The organism is Kosakonia sp. 1610, from assembly GCF_050435845.1.
Classification (GTDB): Bacteria; Pseudomonadota; Gammaproteobacteria; order Enterobacterales; family Enterobacteriaceae; genus Kosakonia; species Kosakonia cowanii.
In genome coordinates this window covers 1-24,796 of the sequence record NZ_JBNDKZ010000013.1, presented here as the reverse complement: position 1 = coordinate 24,796, position 24,796 = coordinate 1, and the positions used below count along the sequence as shown (strand labels likewise).

Annotated in this window: 19 protein-coding genes and 1 riboswitch; of the genes, 11 read left to right on the top strand and 8 right to left on the bottom strand. The window is 56.8% G+C overall.

Annotated features, from left to right (window positions below; all coding sequences use genetic code 11):
* Positions 1 to 155: 155 nt before the first annotated feature.
* Positions 156 to 473, bottom strand: a complete 318-nt coding sequence (gene metJ, locus ABIC80_RS22180) for a met regulon transcriptional regulator MetJ (protein WP_023479337.1) — start codon at positions 471 to 473, stop codon at positions 156 to 158.
* 262 nt (positions 474 to 735) lie between these two features.
* On the opposite strand from metJ, the gene metB reads away from it, so the two are divergent.
* The 3 genes from metB (at position 736) to metF (ending at position 5,438) form a co-directional block, all read left to right on the top strand.
* A complete protein-coding gene (gene metB, locus ABIC80_RS22175; RefSeq protein WP_094422562.1) occupies positions 736 to 1,896 on the top strand; it encodes a cystathionine gamma-synthase in 1,161 nt (386 codons plus the stop codon).
* Between the two features lie 2 nt (positions 1,897 to 1,898).
* On the top strand, positions 1,899 to 4,331 hold the full coding sequence (locus tag ABIC80_RS22170; RefSeq protein WP_042717061.1) for a bifunctional aspartate kinase/homoserine dehydrogenase II: 2,433 nt from the start codon (positions 1,899 to 1,901) through the stop codon (positions 4,329 to 4,331).
* A gap of 204 nt (positions 4,332 to 4,535) precedes the next feature.
* Positions 4,536 to 5,438, top strand: a complete 903-nt coding sequence (metF, locus tag ABIC80_RS22165; protein WP_042717063.1) for a methylenetetrahydrofolate reductase — start codon at positions 4,536 to 4,538, stop codon at positions 5,436 to 5,438.
* A gap of 11 nt (positions 5,439 to 5,449) precedes the next feature.
* Here the strand turns inward: metF and fsa are convergent, their stop codons facing one another.
* From fsa to argE, 5 genes are all read right to left on the bottom strand, one after another.
* Positions 5,450 to 6,112, bottom strand: coding sequence for a fructose-6-phosphate aldolase (gene fsa, locus ABIC80_RS22160; protein ID WP_094422558.1), 663 nt, complete (start codon positions 6,110 to 6,112; stop codon positions 5,450 to 5,452).
* A 214-nt stretch (positions 6,113 to 6,326) separates the two neighbouring features.
* Positions 6,327 to 7,172 (bottom strand): helix-turn-helix transcriptional regulator, encoded by an 846-nt coding sequence (locus ABIC80_RS22155; protein ID WP_429178588.1) that lies wholly within the window; start codon positions 7,170 to 7,172, stop codon positions 6,327 to 6,329.
* A gap of 81 nt (positions 7,173 to 7,253) precedes the next feature.
* Entirely contained in the window at positions 7,254 to 8,987 is a 1,734-nt protein-coding gene (locus tag ABIC80_RS22150) for a phosphoethanolamine transferase CptA (RefSeq protein ID WP_429178587.1), read from the bottom strand.
* 226 nt (positions 8,988 to 9,213) lie between these two features.
* Positions 9,214 to 11,865, bottom strand: a complete 2,652-nt coding sequence (ppc, locus tag ABIC80_RS22145; protein WP_076768841.1) for a phosphoenolpyruvate carboxylase — start codon at positions 11,863 to 11,865, stop codon at positions 9,214 to 9,216.
* Between the two features lie 253 nt (positions 11,866 to 12,118).
* Positions 12,119 to 13,270, bottom strand: a complete 1,152-nt coding sequence (gene argE, locus ABIC80_RS22140; protein ID WP_076768840.1) for an acetylornithine deacetylase — start codon at positions 13,268 to 13,270, stop codon at positions 12,119 to 12,121.
* Between the two features lie 170 nt (positions 13,271 to 13,440).
* Between argE and argC the strand changes: the two genes are divergently transcribed.
* The 4 genes from argC (at position 13,441) to oxyR (ending at position 17,861) form a co-directional block, all read left to right on the top strand.
* A complete protein-coding gene (gene argC, locus ABIC80_RS22135) occupies positions 13,441 to 14,445 on the top strand; it encodes an N-acetyl-gamma-glutamyl-phosphate reductase (protein WP_312606167.1) in 1,005 nt (334 codons plus the stop codon).
* A gap of 13 nt (positions 14,446 to 14,458) precedes the next feature.
* Positions 14,459 to 15,235, top strand: a complete 777-nt coding sequence (gene argB / locus ABIC80_RS22130) for an acetylglutamate kinase (protein WP_094193156.1) — start codon at positions 14,459 to 14,461, stop codon at positions 15,233 to 15,235.
* A 74-nt stretch (positions 15,236 to 15,309) separates the two neighbouring features.
* Entirely contained in the window at positions 15,310 to 16,683 is a 1,374-nt protein-coding gene (argH, locus tag ABIC80_RS22125) for an argininosuccinate lyase (protein WP_076768839.1), read from the top strand.
* Between the two features lie 260 nt (positions 16,684 to 16,943).
* Positions 16,944 to 17,861: a DNA-binding transcriptional regulator OxyR gene (gene oxyR, locus ABIC80_RS22120; RefSeq protein WP_305207129.1), complete on the top strand. Its 918-nt coding sequence runs from the start codon at positions 16,944 to 16,946 to the stop codon at positions 17,859 to 17,861.
* On the opposite strand, the gene sthA is transcribed toward oxyR, so the two are convergent.
* On the bottom strand, positions 17,844 to 19,244 hold the full coding sequence (gene sthA / locus ABIC80_RS22115) for a Si-specific NAD(P)(+) transhydrogenase (protein WP_042717085.1): 1,401 nt from the start codon (positions 19,242 to 19,244) through the stop codon (positions 17,844 to 17,846). The two genes, oxyR and sthA, sit on opposite strands and share 18 nt — an antisense overlap.
* A gap of 196 nt (positions 19,245 to 19,440) precedes the next feature.
* Between sthA and fabR the strand changes: the two genes are divergently transcribed.
* Positions 19,441 to 20,085: an HTH-type transcriptional repressor FabR gene (gene fabR, locus ABIC80_RS22110; protein ID WP_034812619.1), complete on the top strand. Its 645-nt coding sequence runs from the start codon at positions 19,441 to 19,443 to the stop codon at positions 20,083 to 20,085.
* Between the two features lie 3 nt (positions 20,086 to 20,088).
* The gene (locus ABIC80_RS22105) at positions 20,089 to 20,460 is read left to right on the top strand and encodes a YijD family membrane protein (protein WP_023479341.1); all 372 of its coding nucleotides are present in this window, start codon (positions 20,089 to 20,091) and stop codon (positions 20,458 to 20,460) included.
* Between the two features lie 41 nt (positions 20,461 to 20,501).
* Here the strand turns inward: ABIC80_RS22105 and trmA are convergent, their stop codons facing one another.
* Positions 20,502 to 21,602: a tRNA (uridine(54)-C5)-methyltransferase TrmA gene (gene trmA, locus ABIC80_RS22100; protein ID WP_094422548.1), complete on the bottom strand. Its 1,101-nt coding sequence runs from the start codon at positions 21,600 to 21,602 to the stop codon at positions 20,502 to 20,504.
* A 116-nt stretch (positions 21,603 to 21,718) separates the two neighbouring features.
* Positions 21,719 to 21,888, top strand: a riboswitch (cobalamin riboswitch).
* Positions 21,889 to 21,954: 66 nt separating this feature from the next.
* Between trmA and btuB the strand changes: the two genes are divergently transcribed.
* Together btuB and murI are read left to right on the top strand one after the other, a co-directional pair.
* Entirely contained in the window at positions 21,955 to 23,793 is a 1,839-nt protein-coding gene (gene btuB, locus ABIC80_RS22095) for a TonB-dependent vitamin B12 receptor BtuB (RefSeq protein WP_429178586.1), read from the top strand.
* On the top strand, positions 23,738 to 24,589 hold the full coding sequence (murI, locus tag ABIC80_RS22090) for a glutamate racemase (RefSeq protein ID WP_200135256.1): 852 nt from the start codon (positions 23,738 to 23,740) through the stop codon (positions 24,587 to 24,589). The genes btuB and murI overlap by 56 nt, the downstream gene beginning before the upstream one ends.
* Positions 24,590 to 24,796 lie beyond the last annotated feature (207 nt).

Genomic DNA, 24,796 nt, shown 5'->3' with positions numbered 1-24,796 from the left:
TAAAAGGATCATTTGTATGCTGACATCAATGAAAAACGTATTTATGTCTTACCTGCTCTCACTGGCAGAAGTGCATCCGGAAGTGACGCGTTTCTGATAAGCAGGTGCGATAAATCAAAAAGGGCGGAATATGATTTCCGCCCTTTTTATTGCGATCAGTATTCCCACGTATCCGGGTCGATACCCATTTCACGCATAATCACTTTCGCCTCTTCCGGGATCTCATCGCTGCGCTCCTTGCGCAGGTCTTCATCATTCGGCAAAGGCTGGCCGGTGAACGCATGTAAAAACGCCTCGCACAGCAGTTCGCTGTTGGTGGCGTGGCGCAGGTTATTCACCTGACGACGGGTACGTTCATCGGTGAGGATTTTTAACACCTTAAGAGGAATGGACACCGTAATTTTTTTTACTTGCTCACTCTTCTTGCCGTGCTCAGCGTATGGGCTGATATATTCGCCGCTCCATTCAGCCATGAGATACCTTTAATCCTCTCAGTCATTGATCTATACCCGGTCGCGCCGGGCCGTAATTGCGCGTAGTTTACCGTAGAGTCATCGGGGTGACACCGTGTATCGCTCTGCAATATCGTACGAAAGCATATAATTTTAACGGCTATTATGCGATTGCTCAATCTATACGCAAAGAAGTTTAGATGTCCAGATGTATTGACGTCTATTATTCCAGTGTTTACTCTGTGACCTGACTTTTCATCCATTAAGCCAGGAAGCCTTCACCATGACGCGTAAACAGGCCACCATCGCAGTGCGTAGCGGATTGAACGATGACGAACAGTACGGTTGCGTTGTCCCCCCGATTCACCTCTCCAGTACCTATAACTTCACCGGTTTTAACGAACCTCGCGCCCATGACTACTCGCGTCGCGGTAATCCTACGCGTGATGTAGTGCAGCGCGCGCTGGCGGAGCTGGAGGGCGGTGCGGGCGCGGTGATGACCAATACCGGCATGTCGGCAATTCACCTGGTGACCACGGTGTTCCTTAAGCCTGGCGATCTGCTGGTGGCGCCGCACGACTGTTACGGCGGCAGCTATCGTCTGTTTGATAGCCTGGCGAAACGCGGCTGCTACCGCGTGAAGTTTGTCGATCAGGGCGATGAGCAGGCGCTGAGAGCGGCGCTGGCGGAAAAACCGAAGCTGGTGCTGGTAGAAACTCCAAGTAACCCATTGTTGCGCGTCGTAGATATTGCGAAAATCTGTGGGCTTGCGCGGGAAGCGGGTGCGGTAAGCGTGGTGGATAACACCTTCCTGAGCCCGGCATTGCAAAACCCGCTGGCGCTGGGGGCGGATCTGGTGCTGCACTCCTGCACCAAATACCTCAACGGGCACTCCGATGTGGTAGCCGGTGTGGTGATTGCGAAGGATGAGGCGACCGTCACCGAACTGGCATGGTGGGCGAATAATATTGGCGTCACCGGCAGCGCCTTCGACAGCTATTTGCTGCTGCGCGGGCTGCGCACCCTGTCGCCGCGCATGGAAGTGGCGCAGCGTAACGCGCAGGCGATTGTCGACTTTTTGCAGACTCAGCCGCTGGTGAAAAAGCTGTACCATCCCTCTCTGCCGGATAACCAGGGGCATGAGATTGCGGCGCGTCAGCAAAAGGGCTTTGGCGCGATGTTGAGTTTTGAACTGGCTGGCGATGAGCAGACGCTGCGTCGTTTCCTGAGCGGACTGTCTCTGTTTACACTGGCGGAATCGTTAGGCGGGGTTGAGAGTTTAATCTCCCACGCCGCGACCATGACCCACGCGGGCATGGCGCCGGAAGCACGCGCCGCCGCCGGGATCGGTGAGACGCTGCTGCGCATTTCAACCGGTATTGAAGATAGTGAAGATTTGATTGCCGATCTGGAAAATGGCTTCCGGATCGCCGCTGAGGGGTAAACATGAGTGTGATTGCGCAGGCAGGGACGAAGGCTCGTCAGCTGCACAAATTTGGTGGCAGTAGTCTGGCGGATGTGAAGTGTTATCTGCGCGTAGCAGGGATCATGGCGGAGTACTCGCAGCCGGGCGACATGATGGTGGTTTCGGCCGCCGGCAGCACCACCAACCAGTTGATTAGCTGGCTTAAACTGAGCCAGACCGATCGCCTCTCTGCGCATCAGGTGCAGCAATCGCTGCGCCGCTATCAGCTCGAATTAATTAACGGCCTGTTACCTGCCGATGTAGCCGATGGCCTGACCAGCGCCTTTATTCACGATCTGGAGCACCTCGCCGCGCTGCTCGACAGCGGCATCAACGATGCCGTTTATGCCGAAGTAGTGGGTCACGGTGAAATCTGGTCTGCGCGCTTGATGGCAGCGGTGCTGAATCAGCAAGAGCTGGACGCCACCTGGCTCGATGCCCGCGATTTCCTGCGCGCCGAGCGCAGCGCGCAGCCGCAGGTCAATGAAGGGGCCTCGTACCCTTTACTCCAGCAGCAGCTGGCGCAGCATCCGGGTAAACGAATTGTGGTGACCGGCTTTATCAGCCGCAACGACGCGGGCGAAACCGTGCTGCTTGGCCGTAACGGTTCCGACTACTCGGCAACGCAGATCGGTGCGCTGGGCGATGTTTCGCGCGTGACCATCTGGAGCGACGTCGCCGGGGTCTACAGCGCCGACCCGCGCAAAGTGAAAGATGCCTGTCTGCTGCCGCTGTTGCGTCTGGATGAAGCGAGCGAGCTGGCGCGCCTTGCCGCGCCGGTACTGCATGCCCGCACGTTACAGCCGGTTTCCGGCAGCAATATCGATCTGCAACTGCGTTGCAGCTACAACCCCGAACAGGGTTCAACGCGCATTGAGCGCGTGCTCGCTTCCGGCACCGGGGCGCGCATTGTTACCAGCCATGATGATGTCTGCCTGATTGAGTTCCTCGTGCCGTCAGGGCAGGACTTCAAGCTGGCGCACAGAGAGATCGACATTATTCTCAAGCGCGCGCAGGTGCGCCCGCTGGCGGTCGGTGTTCACGCTGACCGCAATCTGCTGCAACTCTGCTACACCTCCGAAGTGGTCGACAGCGTCTTTAAACTGCTTGATGAGGCGGGTCTGCCGGGCGAGCTGCGTTTACGCCAGGGTCTGGCGCTGGTGGCGATGGTCGGCGCGGGCGTATGCCGCAATCCACTGCACAGCCACCGCTTCTGGCAGCAGTTAAAAGGGCAGCCGGTCGAGTTTATCTGGCAATCGGACGAAGGGATCAGCCTGGTGGCCGTGCTGCGCGTCGGCCCGACCGAGAGCCTGATTCAGGGTCTGCACCAGTCGCTGTTCCGCGCGGAAAAACGCATTGGTCTGGTGCTGTTTGGTAAAGGTAATATCGGCTCGCGCTGGCTGGAGCTTTTCTCCCGCGAGCAGAGCGCGCTCTCGGCGCGCACCGGGTTTGAGTTTGTGCTGGCAGGCGTGGTGGATAGCCGCCGCAGCCTGTTGAGCTACGACGGGCTGGATGCCAGCCGCGCGCTTGCTTTCTTCAATGACGAAGCGGTAGAGCAGGATGAGGAGTCGCTGTTCCTGTGGATGCGCGCCCATCCGTATGATGATTTAGTGGTGCTGGATGTCACCGCCAGCGAGCAGCTTGCAGAGCAGTATCTCGATTTCGCCAGCCACGGTTTCCATGTGATCAGCGCTAACAAGCTGGCGGGCGCGAGCAAAAGCGATCGCTTCCGCCAGATCCATGACGCCTTTGAAAAAACCGGCCGCCACTGGCTCTATAACGCCACCGTCGGCGCGGGTCTGCCGGTTAACCACACCGTGCGCGATCTGCGCGACAGCGGCGATTCAATTCTGGCGATCAGCGGTATCTTCTCCGGGACGCTCTCCTGGCTGTTCCTGCAGTTTGATGGCAGCGTGCCCTTCACCGAGCTGGTGGATCAGGCATGGCAGCAGGGGCTGACCGAGCCGGATCCGCGCGTCGATCTCTCCGGTAAAGATGTGATGCGCAAGCTGGTGATCCTCGCCCGCGAAGCGGGGTATGACATCGAGCCGGATCAGGTGCGCGTCGAGTCGCTGGTGCCGCCGGGCTGCGAAGCAGAATCCGTCGATCACTTCTTCGAGAATGGCGAGGCGTTAAATGAGCAGATGCTCCAGCGCCTTGAAGCCGCCCGCGAGCTGGGGCTGGTGCTGCGTTACGTTGCCCGTTTCGATGCCAATGGCAAAGCGCGCGTTGGCGTTGAAGCGGTGCGTCCGGAGCATCCGCTTGCCGCGCTGCTGCCGTGCGATAACGTCTTTGCTATTGAGAGCCGCTGGTATCGCGATAACCCGATGGTGATCCGCGGGCCGGGCGCAGGCCGTGATGTCACCGCGGGCGCTATTCAGTCCGATATTAACCGCCTCGCACAGCTGCTCTAATCCTCGCTGCAACTCCTCTCCCGCGCCGGGAGGGGAGTTTTCCCGCCTCATGAATCTTTTTCATCTTCGCTGAAAACTCCTCACGCATAATCGAGATATTTCTGTTGACGCTTTGTACGATTTCCGTCACTTTTACATCTGGACGTCTAAACGTATAGAAGTTCACTCACCCTGAATAATGACTTGTGATTGATGAGGTAAGGTATGAGCTTTTTTCACGCCAATCAGCGGGAAGCCCTGAATCAGAGCCTGGCGGAAGTTCACGGCCAGATTAACGTCTCCTTTGAGTTTTTCCCGCCGCGCACCAGTGAAATGGAACAGACCTTATGGAGCTCCATCGATCGCTTAAGCAGTCTGAAGCCGAAATTCGTTTCGGTCACCTACGGCGCGAACTCCGGCGAGCGCGACCGCACGCACAGCATTATCAAAGGGATTAAAGATCGCACCGGGCTGGAAGCGGTGCCGCATCTGACCTGCATCGACGCCACCCGCGATGAACTGCGCACCATCGCGCAGGATTACTGGAACAACGGCATTCGCCATATCGTTGCCCTGCGCGGCGATTTACCGCCGGGCGGCGGAAAGCCTGAAATGTATGCCGCCGATCTGGTGAGCCTGTTAAAAGAGGTGGCGGATTTTGATATCTCCGTCGCGGCTTACCCGGAAGTGCACCCGGAAGCGAAAAGCGCGCAGGCGGACTTGCTCAACCTGAAGCGTAAAGTCGATGCGGGCGCCAGCCGCGCCATCACGCAATTTTTCTTCGATGTTGAGAGCTACCTGCGCTTTCGCGATCGCTGCGCCTCAACCGGTATCGACGTCGAGATCATCCCCGGCATTCTGCCGGTCTCCAACTTTAAGCAGGCGAAAAAGTTCGCCGACATGACCAACGTGCGCATCCCGGCGTGGATGTCGCAAATGTTCGCCGGGCTGGATGACGATGCGGAAACCCGCAAGCTGGTCGGCGCGAATATCGCCATGGATATGGTGAAGATCCTCAGCCGTGAAGGGGTTAAAGATTTTCACTTCTACACCCTGAACCGCGCCGAAATGAGCTATGCCATTTGCCACACCCTCGGCGTGCGCCCGGCCTGTAACGTTGCCGTCTAGTACGGAGAAAATTACAGGCTCAGGCTGCCAAACGCGCTTTGCCAATCCTGCTCGAACTTCTCGACGGCGGATTCAACGGCGGGTGTATTGAGCATCTGCTTCGCCACATCGACCGGCAGGGTAATCGCTTCGCACCCTGCGAGCAGGCAGTCGAGCGCCTGGCGCGGGGTTTTGAAGCTCGCCGCCAGCACTTTGCTTTCCGGCGCATGCAAACTCAGCAAAGTTTGCAGCTCCTGCACCATGCGCACACCATCGCCGCCCTGCGCATCGACGCGGTTAACATAGGGCGCGACATATTTGGCCCCGGCCAGCGCCGCGAGTAAACCCTGCGCCGCGCTATAGACCGCCGTGCCGAGCGTCACAATCCCCTCTTTTTTCAACTGTTTAATCGCCGCCAGCCCTTCGCCCGTCACCGGGATTTTAACCACGATACCCGGCAGCGCGTGGTGAAGCCTTTTCGCCTCGCTCACCATTCCCTCGGCATCGCGGCTCATCACCTGGGCGAAGAGCGTACCATTCGCCCCAATCGCCTGTTGCAGGCGCGGCAAAACCTCCCAGAGTGGAGTTTTACCAGCGGCAATAATGCTCGGGTTGGTGGTGACACCAGCCAGCGGATAGATGCGCGCAAGGCGCTCCACTTCCGCGATATCGGCCGTATCCAGATAGAGTTCCATCCTGCTTCCTCATCAATATGATCTGGCGAAAGCATACGGTCTGCGAGGCGGCGGCGGCTATATAACAATTCTGCCAAACACTGGACAAATGTACGCATAGGGATGAAGTGCGACAGCGCTCACAAAATGCAGTGCACTCCGATGAAAAGCGGATTCAGACGCGAAGCATGGAAGTTAAGTGGGTATAAAAGCGTACAAAAATCCAGTAGCGGAGTTACTTGTCCCGTAGCTGGCTATGGTAGTGCTGGCGATACTCCGAGGGCGAGCGTTCGGTGTTTTTACGGAACAGGCGGCAGAAGTAGTTGCTGTCGACAAACCCGCAGCTGTGCGCCACCTCTTTGATTTTCAGGTCGTAGCCTTTAAGCAGCGTTTTCGCATGCTCCAGCCGGGTGTGGGTCAGATATTCACTAAAGCCGACAGAGCCGGTTTTCTGGAACAGATGGGAGAGGTAGTTGGGCGAAATGTAGAACGCCTGCGCGACCGACTCGCGGGTGAGCGGCATGGCGTAATGTTCGTCGATATAGTCACGAATGGCTTCAAACAGCGCCTGGCTGCGCGACGCGGTATGGATCTGGCTGCCGAGCAGATCGTGGCAGTGGCTCAGCAGGCTGGTGACAATCAACCGCGCCGTGTGCTGCTCATCTGGCTGCATCTGCATCTCGTGCAGCGTTTGCAGCAGGAAGGAGCCTATGCGCGGGCCGCGCCGGGCTACGTGCTGGCGGGTCAGCGTCTGCAGGGCTTCGCCATCCCACTGCGTAAGGCTAAAGCAGAGCTGCTGTTTGCCAAACAGCACGCTTAAGCTCCTGGCCGGTGCCAGCCAGCGCGGGCAGTTCCAGCCGCCAGCGGGAACGTACAGCACATCATGTTGCATCATCAATGCTGTCTCGCCGACGATCGCCGCATCGGTCAGCGCCCCTTCCAGCACGATTTCAAGGCGCGGGAAGTCGACCTGGCAGGCAAGCGCAGGCGCGGTTGCGTTCACCGCCGCAAAGCGGATCTGCCTGAGCGTTGCCGGGCCGTGGATCAGGCGGGAGAGGAGAGGCGCAATATCGTGGCTCATGATGTTCCTGCGACAAAAAAACAGGCTCACCATAGCGCCAGGCTAAAAAAAAAGCCATCCCGATGGGATGGCTTTACACGCTTACTGGTTGGCGGGGAGATCGCCGTACGGCAGCGCGTCGTAATCCCGTAACGCATTTTTCTTATACGGGTTACCGATCCAGCGCGTCGCTTCAACGAACTGCGGGCTGACCACCGAGCGCGTGGCGTCATAGCCGTCATAGCGCAGGCCTGCCAAATCCGACCAGGTGTGGATCAGCTGTGAGCTGCTGTATTTGCGGTTGAGGTCAGCGGAGAAATCACGCGGATGCGCCGCTTGCCACTTATCCGAAGTCCAGAGGATAAACGGAATGGTGTACATATGGCGCGTCGGCTCCGCTTCGTTACGCCCCTGAATATTGTGCGGCGGCGTGTCATACACCTCTTCGCCATGATCGGAGAAGTAGAGCAGGAAGCCGTTCGGGTCGGTTGCTTTGTAATCATTAATCAGCGAGGAGACAACATGATCGTTAAAGCGGTTGGCATCGTCATAGCTGTTGTAGGTCTCGGATTGATCGGCATCCAGCCCCGGCGGTTGATGGTCGTGCTTATCGGTAAACTTGCCCCAGCCTTGCGGATAGCGGAAGTCGTACCGAATATGCGTCCCGAGCAGGTGCACAATGATGAACTTCTTCGGCGCAGGGTCGGCGAGTACGGTTTTAAACGGCTTCAGCACGTTGGTGTCATATTCGCGGGCGCTCTGCGTACGCTGCTGGTTCATATAGAACTGCACATCCGTCTGTTTTGAAAAGACGGTCAGCATGGTGTTGCGCTCGGTCATCGTCTGCTGGTTAGTGATCCAGAAGGTTTTGTACCCGGCCTGCTTCATCATGTTCATCAGCGAGGGCTGCGTCAGATAGAGATCCGGATGCTGCTCATCGGCGAACGTCAGCGCCTGTTGCAGGATCTCGATGGTGTAGGGGCGCGAAGTCACTACGTTAGTAAAGAGGCTCATCCGCGGGTCGCTTTTATGCAGCGCATCCAGCTCCGGCGTAGTTTCGCGCGGATAGCCATACAGGCTCATGCGGCCACGCTGCGTCGATTCACCAATCACCAGCACCAGCGTGCGCGGTGCATCGCCCGACTCATCTTTCAGATTTGCCAGCGGCGGCAGGGCGTGGTTGCTGTCGAGCAGTCTGTTCAGGCTGCTCAACTGGTTACGATACTGCACATAGCCCATCACCAGCTGCCACGGCGCGGCAGGCTCCAGCTTGGAGGCTAATCCTGAAGAAGCCTTAGCGAAATCCTGCTTATATTTCAGCATGTTTATCGCAATCGGATTGAGGATCAGCCCATACAGCAGGGCGAAAGAGACGACCCAGCGCCATGGGTTAGGAATGTAAACCGGACGCAGGCGAGTCCAGAGGAAGATCGCGCCCGCAGTGTAGGCCAGCGCAATCAGCACCAGCTTCAGGCTGAAGTATTGCCCTAAAAACTCGCTCGCTTCATGGGTGTTGGTTTCGAACATCACAAACAACACGCTCTGCGAGAACTCCTGCCCGTAGATGACGTAGTAGGAGAGCATCGACAGCGAGGTAGCCCACAGCACCACGCCAATAGCCGCCGCGATGGCGCGCGTATAGCGTGGGAAGAGGAAGACCGGGATCAACCATAGCGAGCTGAAGAGAATGGAGTCGCGAAAACCGTTGGTGCCGCTGTATCCGCTAACCAGGATAGCGACCTGCAGAACCGTGGAGAAGTACCAAAAATAGAGCAGAGCCCATCCAAGGGCTTTCATACTAAACGATTGTTTAGCATGAGATTGTGTGGAGCGCATACGAAGTGCCTGTGCGAATAAATAGCGCTAAAACATAGCGGCTAAAGCTTAAGCAAACCTGAATGTCACTATTCAGGCGAGTTTGTTTTGGTGAAGACTCACCAGGATGTGAGAATTTCGCGAGGAATATAAGGAATGTGAAGGATAGATGACAACCAAAATTTGCAGCATTTTTACCCAGAAGATAAAAATGCTGCAATCAGTTAACAAAACTAACGCGAGAAGATTAGCCGGTGTTGCGCATCCCGGCGGCGACGCCAGCGATGGTCACCATCAGCGCCTGCTCGACGCGGCTATCAGGCTCTTTTTGCTGCTCTTCTGCCAGACGCGAGCGTTGCAGCAGCTCGGCCTGCAGCACGTTAAGCGGGTCGGTGTAGATGTTACGTAACTGGATAGATTCAGCAATCCACGGCAGATCGGCCATCAGATGGGAGTCGTTGGCGATATCCAGCACCACTTTAATATCGGCCGCCAGCAGCTTACGCAGCTCTTTGCCCAGCGGCCACAGCTCCGGTTTCACCAGGCGCTGATCGTAATACTCTGCCAGCCACAGATCCGCTTTCGAGAAGACCATCTCCAGCATGCCAAGGCGCGTGGAGAAGAAGGGCCAGTCGCGGCACATCGCTTCCAGTTCGCTCTGTTTGCCATCTTCCACCACTTTTTGCAGTGCCGCACCCGCGCCGAGCCAGGCCGGCAGCATCAGGCGGTTCTGCGTCCAGGCGAAGATCCACGGAATAGCGCGCAGCGACTCGACGCCGCCGGTCGGGCGACGCTTCGCCGGACGCGAACCCAGCGGCAGCTTGCCCAGCTCCTGCTCCGGCGTCGCCGAGCGGAAGTAGGGCACAAAGTCTTTGTTTTCGCGCACATAACCGCGGTACATCTCGCAGGAGATGGCCGACAGCTCATCCATGATGTGACGCCATTCGGTTTTTGGCTCCGGCGGCGGCAGCAGGTTGGCTTCCATAATTGCGCTGGTATAGAGGGAGAGGCTGCTGATGGTCACTTCTGGCAGGCCATATTTAAAGCGGATCATCTCTCCCTGCTCGGTGACGCGCAGGCCGCCTTTCAGGCTGCCAGGGGGTTGCGAGAGCAGCGCCGCGTGCGCCGGTGCGCCGCCGCGGCCGATAGATCCACCGCGACCGTGGAACAGCGTCAGTTCAATGCCCGCTTTCTCGCAGGTTTTGATCAATGCGTCCTGAGCCTGGTACTGCGCCCAGCTGGCGGCCATCACGCCCGCATCTTTCGCGGAGTCGGAGTAGCCAATCATCACCATCTGTTTGCCCTGAATAAAGCCGCGGTACCAGTCGATATTGAGCAACTGGCTCATCACATCATTGGCGTTGTTCAGGTCGTCGAGGGTTTCAAACAGCGGCGCAACCGGCAGCGCAAAGCCAATACCGGCCTCTTTCAACAGCAGATGGACGGCCAGCACGTCGGACGGCGTTTTCGCCATCGAGATCACATAGGCGGCAATCGATCCGCGCGGCGCTTCGGCGATCACCCGGCAGGTGTCGAGCACTTCGCGGGTCTCGTCGCTTGGCTCCCACTGGCGCGGCAGCAGCGGACGTTTGGAGTTAAGCTCGCGGATCAGGAAGGCCTGTTTGTCGGCTTCTGACCAGCTTTCGTAATCGCCGATGCCGAGATAGCGGGTCAGCTCGCCCAGCGCTTCGGTGTGGCGGGTGCTCTCCTGGCGAATATCGATACGCACTAAAGGCACGCCGAAACTCTTCACGCGGCGCAGGGTATCAAGCAGTTCGCCGTTGGCGATAATGCCCATGCCGCAGGCTTGCAGGGATTTATAACAGGCGTAGAGCGGCTCCCACAGCTGCTCGTTTTGTGTCAGCAGCCCGGCAGGCTTCGGCAGCTTCTGCCCTTTCAGGCGCGCTTCCAGCCAGCTCTGCGTCGCGATCAGATCGCCGCGCAGCTTTTTCATCAGGTAACGATACGGTTCGCGGGCACCTTCGGCACCGGCCAGCTCGCGCAGCTCGTCGGTACACTCAACCATCGACAGCTCGGAAATCAGCAGCTGGATATCTTTCAGGAAGAGATCGGTCGCTTTCCAGCGGCTAAGCAGCAGAACGTGGCGGGTGATGTCGGCGGTGACGTTCGGGTTGCCGTCGCGGTCGCCGCCCATCCAGGAGGTAAAGCGCACCGGGACAAAATCGACCGGCAGCTTGTAATTAAGGTTCTCTTCCAGCTGTTCGTTCAGCTCGCGCAGGTAGTTTGGCACCCCTTCCCACAGGCTGTTTTCCACCACCGCAAAGCCCCACTTCGCTTCATCAACCGGGCTTGGGCGATTGCGGCGGATCTCATCCGTGTGCCAGGACTGGGCGATCAGCTGGCGCAGACGGCGCATCAGCTGGTGGCGCTCATAATCGGCGATATCGCTGTTATCGAGCTGTTTTAAACAGGCGTTCACTTCCACCATCTTATGGATCAGGGTCCGACGCGTAATCTCCGTCGGGTGCGCAGTCAGTACCAGCTCCAGCGACAGCGATTCAATCGCATTAATAATGGTGGATTCGTTGAGATGAGGTTGGTCTTTCAGCTTTCTGATGGTGCGGGCAATCACTTCCGGGTTGCTGGCCGCTTCGCCTTTCGCTGAAATGCTGTGGTACTGCTCGGCGGTGTTCGCCAGATTCAGAAACTGGCTGAATGCGCGGGCCACCGGCAGCAGCTCATCATTAGAGAGATTCTGCAGGGTGGTGAGCAGTGCCTGGCGGTCTGTTTCGTTGCCGGCGCGAGAAGATTTGGACAGCTTACGGATTGTTTCGACGCGGTCGAGAATGTTCTCGCCCAGTGCATCCTTGATGGTATCTCCCAGCAGTTTGCCGAGCATACTGACATTACTACGCAACGCGGAATATTGTTCGTTCATGTTACCCCAGACACCCCATCTCATTTTGTTTTGTTATACCCGCCGTTGAGCAGATATAAGACACCGTCTTTTATAAAGCCACGTAAAACTCACTACGTCAATTGCGGCGAAATCGGTTCAGCAAACGAATAAATCACGGGAATTTATGAAAGTTAACACCCTTCGCTGCAGATAAGTTTCGCTTATGAAATGCACTATTTTGGCGCATAAAAATCCCCTCAGCAGAGGGGAACATTCATCTGTTTTGTCGCGCTTAATGCCAACAGAAATGGTGCACAACCTGGGTAATAAGCTCGCGCGTTGGCTTAATAAAGCGCGTTTCCAGGTATTCATCCGGTTGGTGCGCCTGATTAATGGAGCCAGGGCCGAGGACCAGCGTCGGACAGAGCGTCTGGATAAACGGCGCTTCGGTGCAGTAGTTCACCACCTCCGTTTCGACGCCGAGCAGTTTTTCCACCACTTCAACCAGTTGATGATCCGGCGGGCATTCATAACCGGGGATTGGCGGATGGAGTTCAAAGACATTCAGGCGGCCCGGCCAGCGCGAACTGACCGGCTCCAGCGCTTCATTAAGCAGACCGTTCAGATCGTCAAGCGTCATCCCCGGCAGCGGGCGAATATCCATATGTAATTCACAGCAGGCGCAGATACGATTTGCCGCATCACCACCATGAATATGTCCCAGGTTAAGCGTCGGATAGGGAACGGTAAACGCCTCGTAGTGATAACGCGCTTTCAGGTTGTCGCGCAGGGTCAGGATATGGCCGATGGCATCGTGCATCAATTCAATGGCGTTGACGCCGCGCGCCGGATCGCTCGAGTGGCCGGACTGGCCGAGGATGCGAATGGCGTTGGAGATATGGCCTTTATGGGCGCGAACCGGCTGCAGTGAGGTCGGCTCGCCAATAATCGCGCAATCCGGGCGCAGCTGCGTATTCTCAGAGAAGTAGCGCGCGCCCGCCATGCTGGTCTCTTCATCGGCGGTGGCGAGGATGTAGAGCGGCTTGCTCAGTTTTGTCACATCGACGTCACGCAGGGCATCAAGAATAAAGGCGAAAAAGCCCTTCATATCCGCTGTGCCAAGGCCGTAGAGCTTGTTGTCGTGCTCGGTCAGGGTGAAGGGATCGCGCGTCCAGCGCCCATCGTCAAACGGCACGGTGTCCGTATGGCCGGTCAATAACAGCCCGCCCGCGCCGCTACCGACGCTGGCAAGCATATTGAATTTGTTACGTGTGCCGGGTACCGGCTGCACTTCAACAGTGAACCCAAGATCGCCAAACCATCCTGCCAGCAGATTGATTAAAGACGCATTACTCTGATCGAGTGCTTCTTCCGTTGCGCTGATCGACGGAGTGGCAATCAGGGCGCGGTAGATCTCGATAAATGGCGGCAAATTCATTTTCATTGTTGACATACCTGAGTTCGTGATAGTATCAATATTCATGCAGTAAATGTGCATAAAAATACAATAATGTTGAGCGTATGGGAACCCGTAAGGCGACTTTGCTCAGCGACGCGGGAGGGAGAACGCACCCTTCCAGATCCGAACATGACGTAAGAAGGTAGACCGCACCGATGTTGAACACATTAATTGTGGGTGCCAGCGGTTACGCCGGCGCAGAACTTGTGTCCTATGTAAATCGCCATCCTCATATGAACATAACCGCTTTGACGGTTTCTGCGCAAAGTAATGATGCAGGAAAATGTCTCTCCGATTTACATCCGCAGCTGAAGGGCATTGTTGATCTGCCGCTGCAGCCGATGGCCGATATCAAGGATTTTCTGACCGGTGTGGATGTGGTGTTCCTCGCAACCGCCCACGAAGTGAGCCACGATTTGGTGCCGGATTGCCTGGCGGCTGGCTGCGTGGTGTTCGATCTCTCTGGCGCGTTCCGCGTCAACGATCCCGCGTTTTATGAAACCTTCTATGGCTTTACCCATCAGCATGCCGATCTGCTCGAAAAAGCGGTCTACGGCCTGGCGGAGTGGAACCATGACAAAATCAAAGAGGCACAGCTGGTTGCCGTGCCGGGTTGCTACCCGACGGCGGCGCAGCTCTCGTTAAAACCGCTGATCGATGCGGGCCTGCTGGAGCTTAACCAGTGGCCGGTGATCAACGCCACCAGCGGCGTTAGCGGCGCAGGGCGCAAAGCCGCGCTCTCGAACAGCTTCTGTGAAGTGAGCCTGCAACCGTACGGTATCTTCAACCATCGCCACCATCCGGAAATCGCCACGCATCTCGGTACGGACGTGATCTTCACGCCGCACCTGGCAAGCTTCCCGCGTGGGATCCTGGAAACCATCACCTGCCGCTTAAAACCGGGCGTGACCCATGCGCAAATCGCCGCCGTGTTTAAACAGGCTTACGACGGTAAACCGCTGGTGCGTCTGTATGAAAAAGGTGTCCCGGCGCTGAAAAACGTGGTCGGCCTGCCATTCTGCGATATCGGCTTTGCCGTGCAGGGTGAGCATCTGATTGTGGTGGCGACGGAAGATAACCTGCTGAAAGGCGCGGCGGCGCAGGCGATGCAGTGTGCCAATATTCGTTTCGGCTATGCTGAAACCCAGTCTCTTATCTAATCGAACAGGCGTGATGATGAATCCATTAATTATTAAGCTCGGTGGCGTACTGCTGGATAGCGAAGAAGCGCTGGAGCGTTTGTTTACCGCCCTGGTGCAGTACCGCGAAGCCCATCAGCGCCCGCTGGTGATCGTTCACGGCGGCGGCTGCGTGGTGGATGAGTTAATGAAGCAACTCAATCTGCCGGTGAAGAAGAAGAATGGCCTGCGCGTGACGCCTGCCGATCAGATTGACATCATTACCGGCGCGCTGGCGGGCACCGCCAACAAAACGCTGCTGGCGTGGGCGAAGAAACACCATATCGCCTCGGTAGGTCTGTTCCTTGGCGATGGCGACAGCGTCAGCGTTACCCAGCTGGATGAGGAGCTTGGTCATGTCGGTTTAGCGCAGCCTGGCTCGCCGACGCTGATTAACACCCTGCTGGAGGGCGGTTTCCTGCCGGTCGTCAGCTCCATCGGCGTGACCGATGAAGGCAAGCTGATGAATGTTAACGCCGATCAGGCGGCAACGGCGCTGGCGGCGACCCTTGGCGCGGATCTGATTCTGCTCTCCGACGTGAGCGGCATTCTTGATGGCAAAGGCCAGCGCATCGCCGAGATGACCGCGGCTAAAGCAGAGCAGCTGATTGCGCAGGGCATTATTACCGATGGCATGATCGTGAAAGTGAATGCGGCGCTCGATGCAGCGCGCACGCTGGGTCGTCCGGTGGATATCGCCTCCTGGCGTCACGCCGAGCAACTGCCGGCACTGTTTAACGGCACGCCAATCGGCACCCGTATTCTGGCTTAATCACAGACACACTTATGTAGGCCGGGTAAGCGCAGCGCCATCCGGCAAAACGTAGAAAAAGAAGGAAGCATATTATGGCACTTTGGGGCGGGCGTTTTACTCAGGCAGCGGATCAACGGTTCAAACAGTTCAACGACTCTTTGCGCTTTGACTACCGCCTGGCGGAGCAGGATATCGTTGGCTCTGTGGCTTGGTCCAAAGCGTTAGTCACCGTTGGCGTGATGACCGACGCCGAGCAGCAGCAGCTGGAAGAGGCGCTGAACACCCTGCTGGAAGAGGTGCGCGCCAACCCTGAGCAGATCCTGCAAAGCGACGCGGAAGATATTCACAGCTGGGTGGAAGGGAAGCTGATCGACAAAGTGGGCCAGCTGGGCAAGAAATTGCACACCGGGCGCAGCCGTAATGATCAGGTCGCGACGGATTTAAAACTGTGGTGCAAAGAGACTATCAGTGAACTGCTGCTGGCCAACCGCCAGTTGCAGAGCGCGCTGGTGGTGACCGCAGAGAACAATCAGGACGCCGTCATGCCGGGCTATACGCACCTGCAACGCGCCCAGCCGGTCACCTTTGCGCACTGGTCTCTGGCCTACGTTGAGATGCTGGCCCGCGATGAGAGCCGTTTGCAGGATGCGCTGAAGCGTCTGGATGTCAGCCCGCTGGGCTGCGGCGCGCTGGCGGGTACCGCTTATGAGATCGATCGTGAACAGCTGGCGGGCTGGTTAGGTTTTGCATCGGCCACTCGTAACAGCCTCGACAGCGTCTCCGATCGCGATCACGTGCTTGAACTGCTCTCCGATGCCTCGATTGGCATGGTGCACCTGTCGCGTTTTGCTGAAGATCTGATCTTCTTCAACTCCGGCGAAGCGGGCTTTGTTGAGCTTTCCGATCGCGTTACTTCCGGCTCATCGTTGATGCCGCAGAAGAAAAACCCGGATGCGCTGGAACTGATCCGCGGCAAGTGCGGCCGTGTTCAGGGCGCGCTGACCGGTATGATGATGACGCTGAAAGGGCTGCCGTTGGCCTACAACAAAGATATGCAGGAAGATAAAGAGGGGCTGTTTGACGCGCTCGATACCTGGCTTGACTGCCTGCATATGGCGACGCTGGTGCTGGATGGTATTCAGGTGAAGCGCCCGCGTTGTCAGGAAGCGGCGCAGCAGGGTTACGCGAATGCGACCGAGCTGGCAGATTATCTGGTCGCCAAAGGCGTGCCGTTCCGCGAAGCGCACCACATTGTGGGTGAAGCGGTCGTGGAGGCGATTCGTCAGGGTAAACCGCTGGAGGAGCTGGCGCTTGCCGACCTGCAACAGTTCAGTGCGGTGATTGGCGACGATGTCTACCCGATCCTTGCCCTGCAATCGTGCCTGGATAAACGCGCGGCGAAAGGGGGCGTTTCCCCGACGCAGGTAGCGCAGGCGATTGCTGAAGCGAAAGCGCGCCTGGTGTGAGATAAGCGCGGAAACAGAGTGAGCCTGGCGTAACGCCGGGCTTTTTTATGCAAAAAAAAGCGGACACGGGGTCCGCAAAACGTTCACGTTGGCTTTAGTTGTACAGAGAGAAACGGTAGTGAAAAGGGTGACTGGTTAGGGTAGAACACAGTACCGCTACGTTTCCTGGAGCCAATTATTGTACAGAAGGCTTGATAGGGATAATCGTTCGTTGCTATGCTATCTATCGCCATGAACTATCGTGGCGACGGAGGATGAAGATGAATATTCGTGATCTTGAATACCTGGTGGCGTTAGCGGAACACCGCCATTTTCGCCGTGCAGCCGACTCGTGCCACGTCAGCCAGCCTACGCTGAGCGGGCAGATCCGCAAACTGGAAGATGAACTGGGCGTGATGCTGCTTGAGCGCACCAGCCGCAAAGTTCTCTTTACCCAGGCTGGATTGCTGCTGGTGGACCAGGCGCGCACGGTACTGCGCGAGGTCAAGGTGCTGAAAGAGATGGCAAGCCAGCAAGGTGAAGCCATGTCCGGCCCGCTGCATATCGGGCTGATCCCGACCGTAGGCCCCTATCTGCTGCCGCATATTATTCCGCTGCTGCATCAAACCTTCCCGAAACTTGAGATGTATCTGCACGAAGCGCAGACGCAGCAGCTGCTGGCGCAGCTTGATAGCGGCAAGCTCGACTGCGCGATCCTCGCGCTGGTCAAAGAGAGTGAAGCTTTTATTGAAGTGCCGCTGTTTGACGAGCCGATGATGCTGGCGATTTACGAAGATCACGCCTGGGCGAACCGTGAATGCGTGCCAATGGCCGATCTGGCGGGTGAAAAGCTGCTGATGCTGGAAGATGGGCACTGCCTGCGCGATCAGGCGATGGGCTTCTGCTTTGAAGCGGGCGCGGATGAGGATACTCATTTCCGCGCAACCAGCCTGGAAACGCTACGTAATATGGTCGCGGCCGGAAGCGGCATCACGCTGCTGCCTGCGCTTGCCGTACCGCGCGAGCGTAAACGTGACGGCGTGGTCTACTTACCGTGCATTAAGCCGGAGCCGAAGCGTACGGTTGGGCTGGTTTATCGACCAGGCTCGCCGCTGCGCAGCCGCTATGAGCAGCTGGCAGAGGCCATCCGCGGCGCGATGGATGGCCATTTCGACAAAGGCTTAAAACAGGCGGTTTAGGCCGTTCAGTGCCGCTACCCGATAGGCTTCCGCCATGGTTGGGTAGTTGAAGGTGGTGTTAACGAAGTACTCAATGGTGTTACCGCCACCTTTCTGCTCCATAATCGCCTGGCCGATATGAATAATCTCGGCCGCGCGCTCGCCAAAGCAGTGGATCCCCAAAATCTCTTTCGTTTCGCGGTGAAACAGAATCTTCAGCGTACCAATATTCATGCCGACGATTTGCGCCCGTGCGAGGTGTTTAAACTGCGCACGGCCCACTTCATAAGGCACTTTCATGGCGGTGAGCTGTTGTTCGGTTTTCCCGACGGAGCTGATCTCCGGAATGGTGTAGATCCCGGTCGGGATATCCTCAATCAGATGCGCGGTGGCTTCACCTTTGATCATCGCCTGCGCGGCGATACGCCCCTGATCGTAAGCCGCTGATGCCAGGCTCGGATAACCAATCACATCGCCCACGGCATAGATATGCGGCAGCGCGGTCTGGTACATGCTGTTGACCTTCAACTGACCACGGCTATCCGCTTCCAGCCCGATATTGGCAAGCTGAAGGCTGTCGGTGTTGCCGGTGCGGCCGTTCGCGTAGAGCAGGCAGTCCGCTTTCAGCTTCTTACCCGATTTCAGATGCATGATGACGCCATCATCTAATGGCTCAATGCGCTCATACTCTTCGTTGTGGCGAATCACCACGCCGCTGTTCCAGAAGTGGTAGGAGAGGGAGTCCGACATCTCCTGATCGAGAAACGCCAGCAGACGATCGCGGGTGTTGATCAGGTCAACCTTCACATTCATACCGCGGAAGATGGATGCATATTCACAGCCGATGACCCCTGCGCCATAGATAATCACGTGGCGAGGTTCATGGTGCATATCGAGAATCGAGTCGCTGTCGTAGACGCGCGGGTGCGCGAAGTCGACATCATCCGGGTGATAAGGGCGCGAACCGCAGGCGATGACAAACTTCTCTGCCGTCAGCGTTTCGACGGTGCCATCGTGGCACTCCAGCGCCAGCGTGTGGTCATCAATAAAGTGCGCGTTGCCTTCCAGAATGTCGCAGTGGTTACGCTCGTAAAAACCCTGACGCATACGCGTTTGCTGGTTAATCACGCTTTCGGCATGGTTCAGGATATCGGAGAAAGAGGAGCGAAGAAGGCGGGTATGGTCGCTGTAGAGCGGGTTTTGGTTAAATTCGATAATACGGCTGACTGCGTGACGGAGCGCTTTCGAGGGGATGGTGCCCCAGTGCGTACAGCCGCCGCCGACATTGTGGTAGCGCTCAATAACCGCTACCCGGGCTCCCTGTTTAACGAGGCCCATGGCTGCGCCTTCGCCGCCGGGACCGGAGCCTATCACTATTGCATCGTAATCGTAGGAATGTGGCATGGTAAGGCTTACCTGTTCTTATACATAAAAGCAACATAATACTAACATTAACCACGGGATAACCCAATTATCACTGTGCTTTTTTCCGCTGAAAAAGAAGAATCTGCGCGTAAACAATCCGTCACAATCCAGTACAATCGGTTTGGATTTATTCTCTGGTATAGTGCCAGCGGGCCCCTGGAAGGATTCAAACATCGTGATGGGTGTAAGAGCGCAACAAAAAGAGAGAACGCGGCGGTCACTGGTTGAAGCCGCATTCAGCCAACTGAGCGCTGAGCGAAGTTTTACCAGCCTGAGCCTGCGGGAAGTGGCTCGTGAAGCGGGCATCGCGCCAACGTCATTTTACCGGCACTTCCGCGACGTGGATGAGCTTGGCCTGACGATGGTCGATGAGAGCGGCCTGATGCTGCGCCAGTTGATGCGCCAGGCGCGTCAGCGAATTGCTAAAGGCGGCAGCGTGATCCGCACGTCGGTCTCCACTTTTATGGAATTTATTGGCAATAACCCGAACGCCTTCCGGCTACTTTTACGTGAACGCTCCGGAACGTCAGCCGCGTTTCGTGCAGCGGTTGCGCGCGAGATCCAGCACTTTATTGCGGAACTTGCCGATTACCTCGAACTCGAAAACCACATGCCGCGCGCCTTCACGGAAGCGCAGGCTGAAGCGATGGTCACCATCGTTTTTAACGCCGGTGCGGAAGCGCTGGACGTCAGCGCAGAGCAGCGCAAACAGCTGGAAGAGCGGCTGGTTTTACAGCTGCGTATGATTTCAAAAGGCGCATATTACTGGTATCGCCGCGAACAGGAAAAAATGGCGCAACAACCGACGAGTGAAGGATGAATGATGAAACAGTCAGGTCAAGAGAAAGGTACGCTGCTGCTGGCGCTGATCGCCGGTTTGTCGATTAACGGCACGTTTACCGCCGTGTTTAGCTCCCTCGTACCCTTTTCGCTCTTTCCGATTATCTCGCTGGTGCTGACAATCTACTGTCTGCATCAGCGTTACCAGAATCGCACCATGCCGGTAGGTTTACCGGGTCTTTCAGCGGCCTGCTTTATTCTCGGTGTGCTGCTCTATAGCGCCGTGGTGCGCGCGGAGTATCCGGATATGGGCTCCAACTTCCTGCCCGCGCTGCTGGCGGTAATTCTGGTCTTCTGGATTGGCTTTCGCCTGCGCAACCGCAGCCGCCAGTACGAAGCCTCCGATTCCGAGTAATCAGTAAGCCGGAGGGCGTTTTATCACCTCCGGCATCGCGATTATTTGCGCGTCAGCAGGACGCCGCACTCCATATGGTGCGTGTAGGGGAACTGGTCAAACAGCGCCAGGCGTGAAACCGTATGCGTCTGGCTTAATGTTTCCAGGTTTTTGCATAACGTTTCCGGGTTGCAGGAGATATAAAGGATGCGCGGGTAAGCCTGCACCATCTTCTCAGTTTCCGCATCCAGCCCGCTGCGCGGTGGATCGACGAAAATCGTTTCGCACTGGTAGCTCTGCAAATCAATGCCCTGTAAGCGGTTAAAAGCGCGTACGCCGTTCATCGCCTGGGTAAACTCCTCCGCCGACATGCGGATAATCTGCACATTATCAATGTGGTTCGCCGCGATGTTGTACTGCGCCGCCGCAACCGAAGGTTTGGCAATTTCTGTTGCCAGCACGCGCTCGAAATTACGCGCCAGCGCCAGCGAGAAGTTGCCGTTGCCGCAGTAAAGCTCCAGCAGATCGCCTTTCGACCCACGCGTGACATCCAGCGCCCACTCCAGCATCTGAATATTCATCGCCGCATTCGGCTGGGTGAAGCTGTTCTCCACCTGGCGGTAGATCATCTCCTGACCGCCAACCGGCAGACGCTCATCAACGAAATCCTGATCCAGCTCGATTTTGGTTTTGGTGGCGCGGCCAATAATCTGCACATTCAGGTTCTGCGCGCGTAACGCATCGCGCAGGCGCGTGGCCTCTTCCTGCCACTCGGCATCCAGCTTCTTGTGATAGAGCAGCGTGACGATCGCCTGGTTGCTCAGGGTGCTCAGATAATCAATCTGGAAGAGTTTATGGCGCAGGGTTTTGTTGTCGCGCACCGCCTCGATCATCACCGACATTAATTGGTTAATCAGCTCGCTTGCCGCCGGGAAGCTGTCGACGCGGATACGCGATTTGGTCTGCTGATCGAAAATGATGTGGTAGAGATCGTCCCCATCGTGCCAGATACGAAACTCGGCGCGCATGCGGTAATGGCTGACGGGTGAGCGGAACACCTCCGGAAGCGGCGCGGAAAAGGGCGTCATCAACGATTGCAGACGTACGACTTTTTCGGCCAGCTGGGCTTCGTACTGTTCTGTCGGCAGGTGTTCTGGGGTCATGATGCTTCCTGAGAGATTATGAATAACGCGGGGATTGTAGGGATTGCTCACGGGATGTCCAGCCCGCGGCGCAATGAAATAGTCCCGTAGCAGTCTGGACATCTATATGTAACGGAATGTAGCATCCTTTTTCCGGTCCTGTGAGTTAAAAGGGAACCCAGTGCAAATCTGGGGCTGACGCGCAGCGGTAAGGATAAAGGTGAGAGGCCAGACACTGCCTGCGGGTGGGAAGTCGCCTTTCGTGGTACCTCCGAGCCCGAAGACCTGCCGGCATACGTCGCATCTGGTTGTCATCATCGCGAGCTATTGATGGAACCTGCGGCATCCTTCTTATTATGTGGATGCTTACATAATGATAAAAAAAGCTTCGCTGCTGACGGCCCTCTCCGTCACGGCGTTTTCCGGCTGGGCGCAGGATAGCGGTCAGGATCAGGTAGTGGTGACAGCAAACCGTTTTCAACAACCGCTTAAAACCGTGTTGGCGCCGACGGAAATTGTTACGCGTGAAGAGATTGATCGCTGGCAGTCGCGCTCGCTGATAGAGGTTCTGCGCCGCCTTCCGGGCATCGATGTTTCGCAAAGCGGCGGTCTCGGGCAGCTCTCATCTGTCTATGTACGGGGGACTGAATCCAGACACCTGTTACTGATGATAGATGGTGTGCCGGTGGCGCGCGGAGGAATTTCTAACGCTCCTGAGCTGGATCAGATCCCGCTCTCGCTGGTGCAGCGTGTGGAGTACATCCGCGGGCCGCGCTCGACGGTGTATGGCTCCGGCGCGATTGGTGGCGTCGTAAACATCATTACTCTGACGGGCGATCAGAAATCTCAAATTAACGCGGGCATCGGTTCGAAGGGGTATCAAACCTACGACGGTACAGTGCGCCAGCGTTTTGGTGACACGGTGGTGACCGGTGCGGCTTCCTATACCGGCACGCGCGGGTTTAACGTGCAGCCCGGTTCAAGCTGGGATCATGACGAGGATCGCGACGGCTACCGGAACAAAACCTTCTGGGGCAGCGTTCAGCATACGTTTAACGACAATTTTGACGGCTTCTTCCGCGGGTATGACTTCAGCAATAACGTGGACTATGACCTCGGCAGCCCGCCATTTTTGCCGGAGTACAGCGCCGATGAGCGTCAGCTCTATGCCCAGGGCTGGGATACCGGGCTCAACTTCAAGCAGGGCATTTACTCTTCTCAACTGCTGGCGAGCTATCAAAAAAGCAAAGACTACAACTACAGCAGCATCTATGGTCGATACCATACGGGCACGACGCTGGATGAGCTGGAGCAGCGTTACATCCAGTGGGCAAATAACGTTGATATCGGTAAAGGCTCGGTTGGTGCAGGCGTGGACTGGAAGCAGGAGCGCCTGGTGTCGTCCAACGAGACCAGCCGCGATGCCTACGATCGCGATAACACCGGGCTCTATCTGACGGGAATGAAGCAGTTAGGCGATGTAACGCTTGAGGCGTCCGGTCGTGAAGATAAAGATGATTCGTTTGGCTGGCACGGCACCTGGCAGACGGCGGCAGGCTGGGAGTTTGTACCGGACTATCGCCTGACGCTCTCTTACGGCACCGGTTTCCTTGCGCCGTCGCTGGGCCAGCAGTTTGGCGCGAAGCGGTTTGGCATTGCATCGAATCCCAATCTGAAGCCGGAAGAGTCGAAACAGTGGGAAGCGGGCATTGAAGGGCTTACCGGTCCGCTGGACTGGCGTCTCTCGGCGTACCGCTATGAGATAGAGAATCTCATTGATTACAGCAACCAGGCTTATATCAATGTTAAGTCAGCCACTATTAAGGGTGTTGAGTGGACCGGCGATATCGATACGGGCATTTTCTCCCACCGCGTTACGCTGCAATATATTGACCCGCGTGATGATGAAACCCACGACGTGTTGCAGCGCAGGGCGCAGCGCCAGGCGAAGTACCAGCTTGACTGGTCTGTATATGATGTCGATTTGGATCTTGCCTGGGAGTATTTCAGTAAGCGTCACGATTATACAACGGGCGAGAAACGTATTCTGCCAAGTTATAGCACCGTCGATTTTTCTGCCTCATATCCTGTAACCTCTCACCTGACAGTTCGTGGTAAAATCGCCAACCTGTTCGATAAAGAGTACGAGACAGCATATGGTTACCAAACTGCAGGACGGGAATACACCTTGTCTGGCAGCTACACCTTCTGACGCGCGGCCCACCGTGCTGGTGTTTGACTCCGGTGTCGGTGGGCTTTCCGTGTATGACGAGATCCGACAGCTCCTGCCGGACTTGCACTATATCTACACTTTCGACAACGTCGCGTTTCCCTATGGGGAGAAGAGCGAGGAGTTTATCGTTGAGCGTGTTGTCGAGATTGTTTCCGCCGTTCAGGCACGTTATCCCCTCTCTCTGGCCATTATTGCCTGTAACTCGGCAAGCACCGTTTCGCTGCCCGCGCTGCGTGAGAAGTTCACCTTCCCGGTAGTGGGCGTGGTGCCGGCGATCAAACCTGCGGCGCGGTTAACGGCAAACGGCATCGTGGGCCTGCTGGCGACGCGCGGGACGGTGAAGCGACCTTATACGCATGAATTGATCGCGCGCTTCGCTAATGAGTGCCGGATCGAAATGCTGGGTTCCGCTGAGCTGGTGGAGCTGGCCGAGGGCAAGCTGCACGGCGAACCTGTGCCGCTTGAGGAGTTGCGCCGTATCCTGCGCCCGTGGCTGCGGATGAAGGAGCCACCGGATACCGTGGTGCTGGGTTGTACCCACTTCCCGCTATTACAAGAAGAGCTGTTGCAGGTGCTGCCGGAAGGGACGCGGCTGATTGATTCCGGTTCGGCTATTGCACGGCGTACCGCCTGGCTGTTGGAGCATGAAGCGCCGGAAGCTAAATCGTCTGACAGTAATATTGCCTACTGCATGGCTTTGACGCCGGAAACTGCGCAATTACTGCCCGTTTTGCAGCGCTATGGCTTCGAAAGGCTCGAAAAACTGGCTATTTAATGCCGTTTTGAGCAAAAAAGAGACGGTTGAAAAGTTTTTTGAAATTAGGGGTTGTCAGCAGGAATTAACTCCCTATAATGCGCCTCCACTGACACGGCACAACGGCAAACATACCGGCCTGTCAGGTGAAGAATTCTGAAAATAATCAGTTGACTTCACAGCGGGAAAGCGTAATATGCACACCCCGCGCCGCTGCGAAAAGCGAAG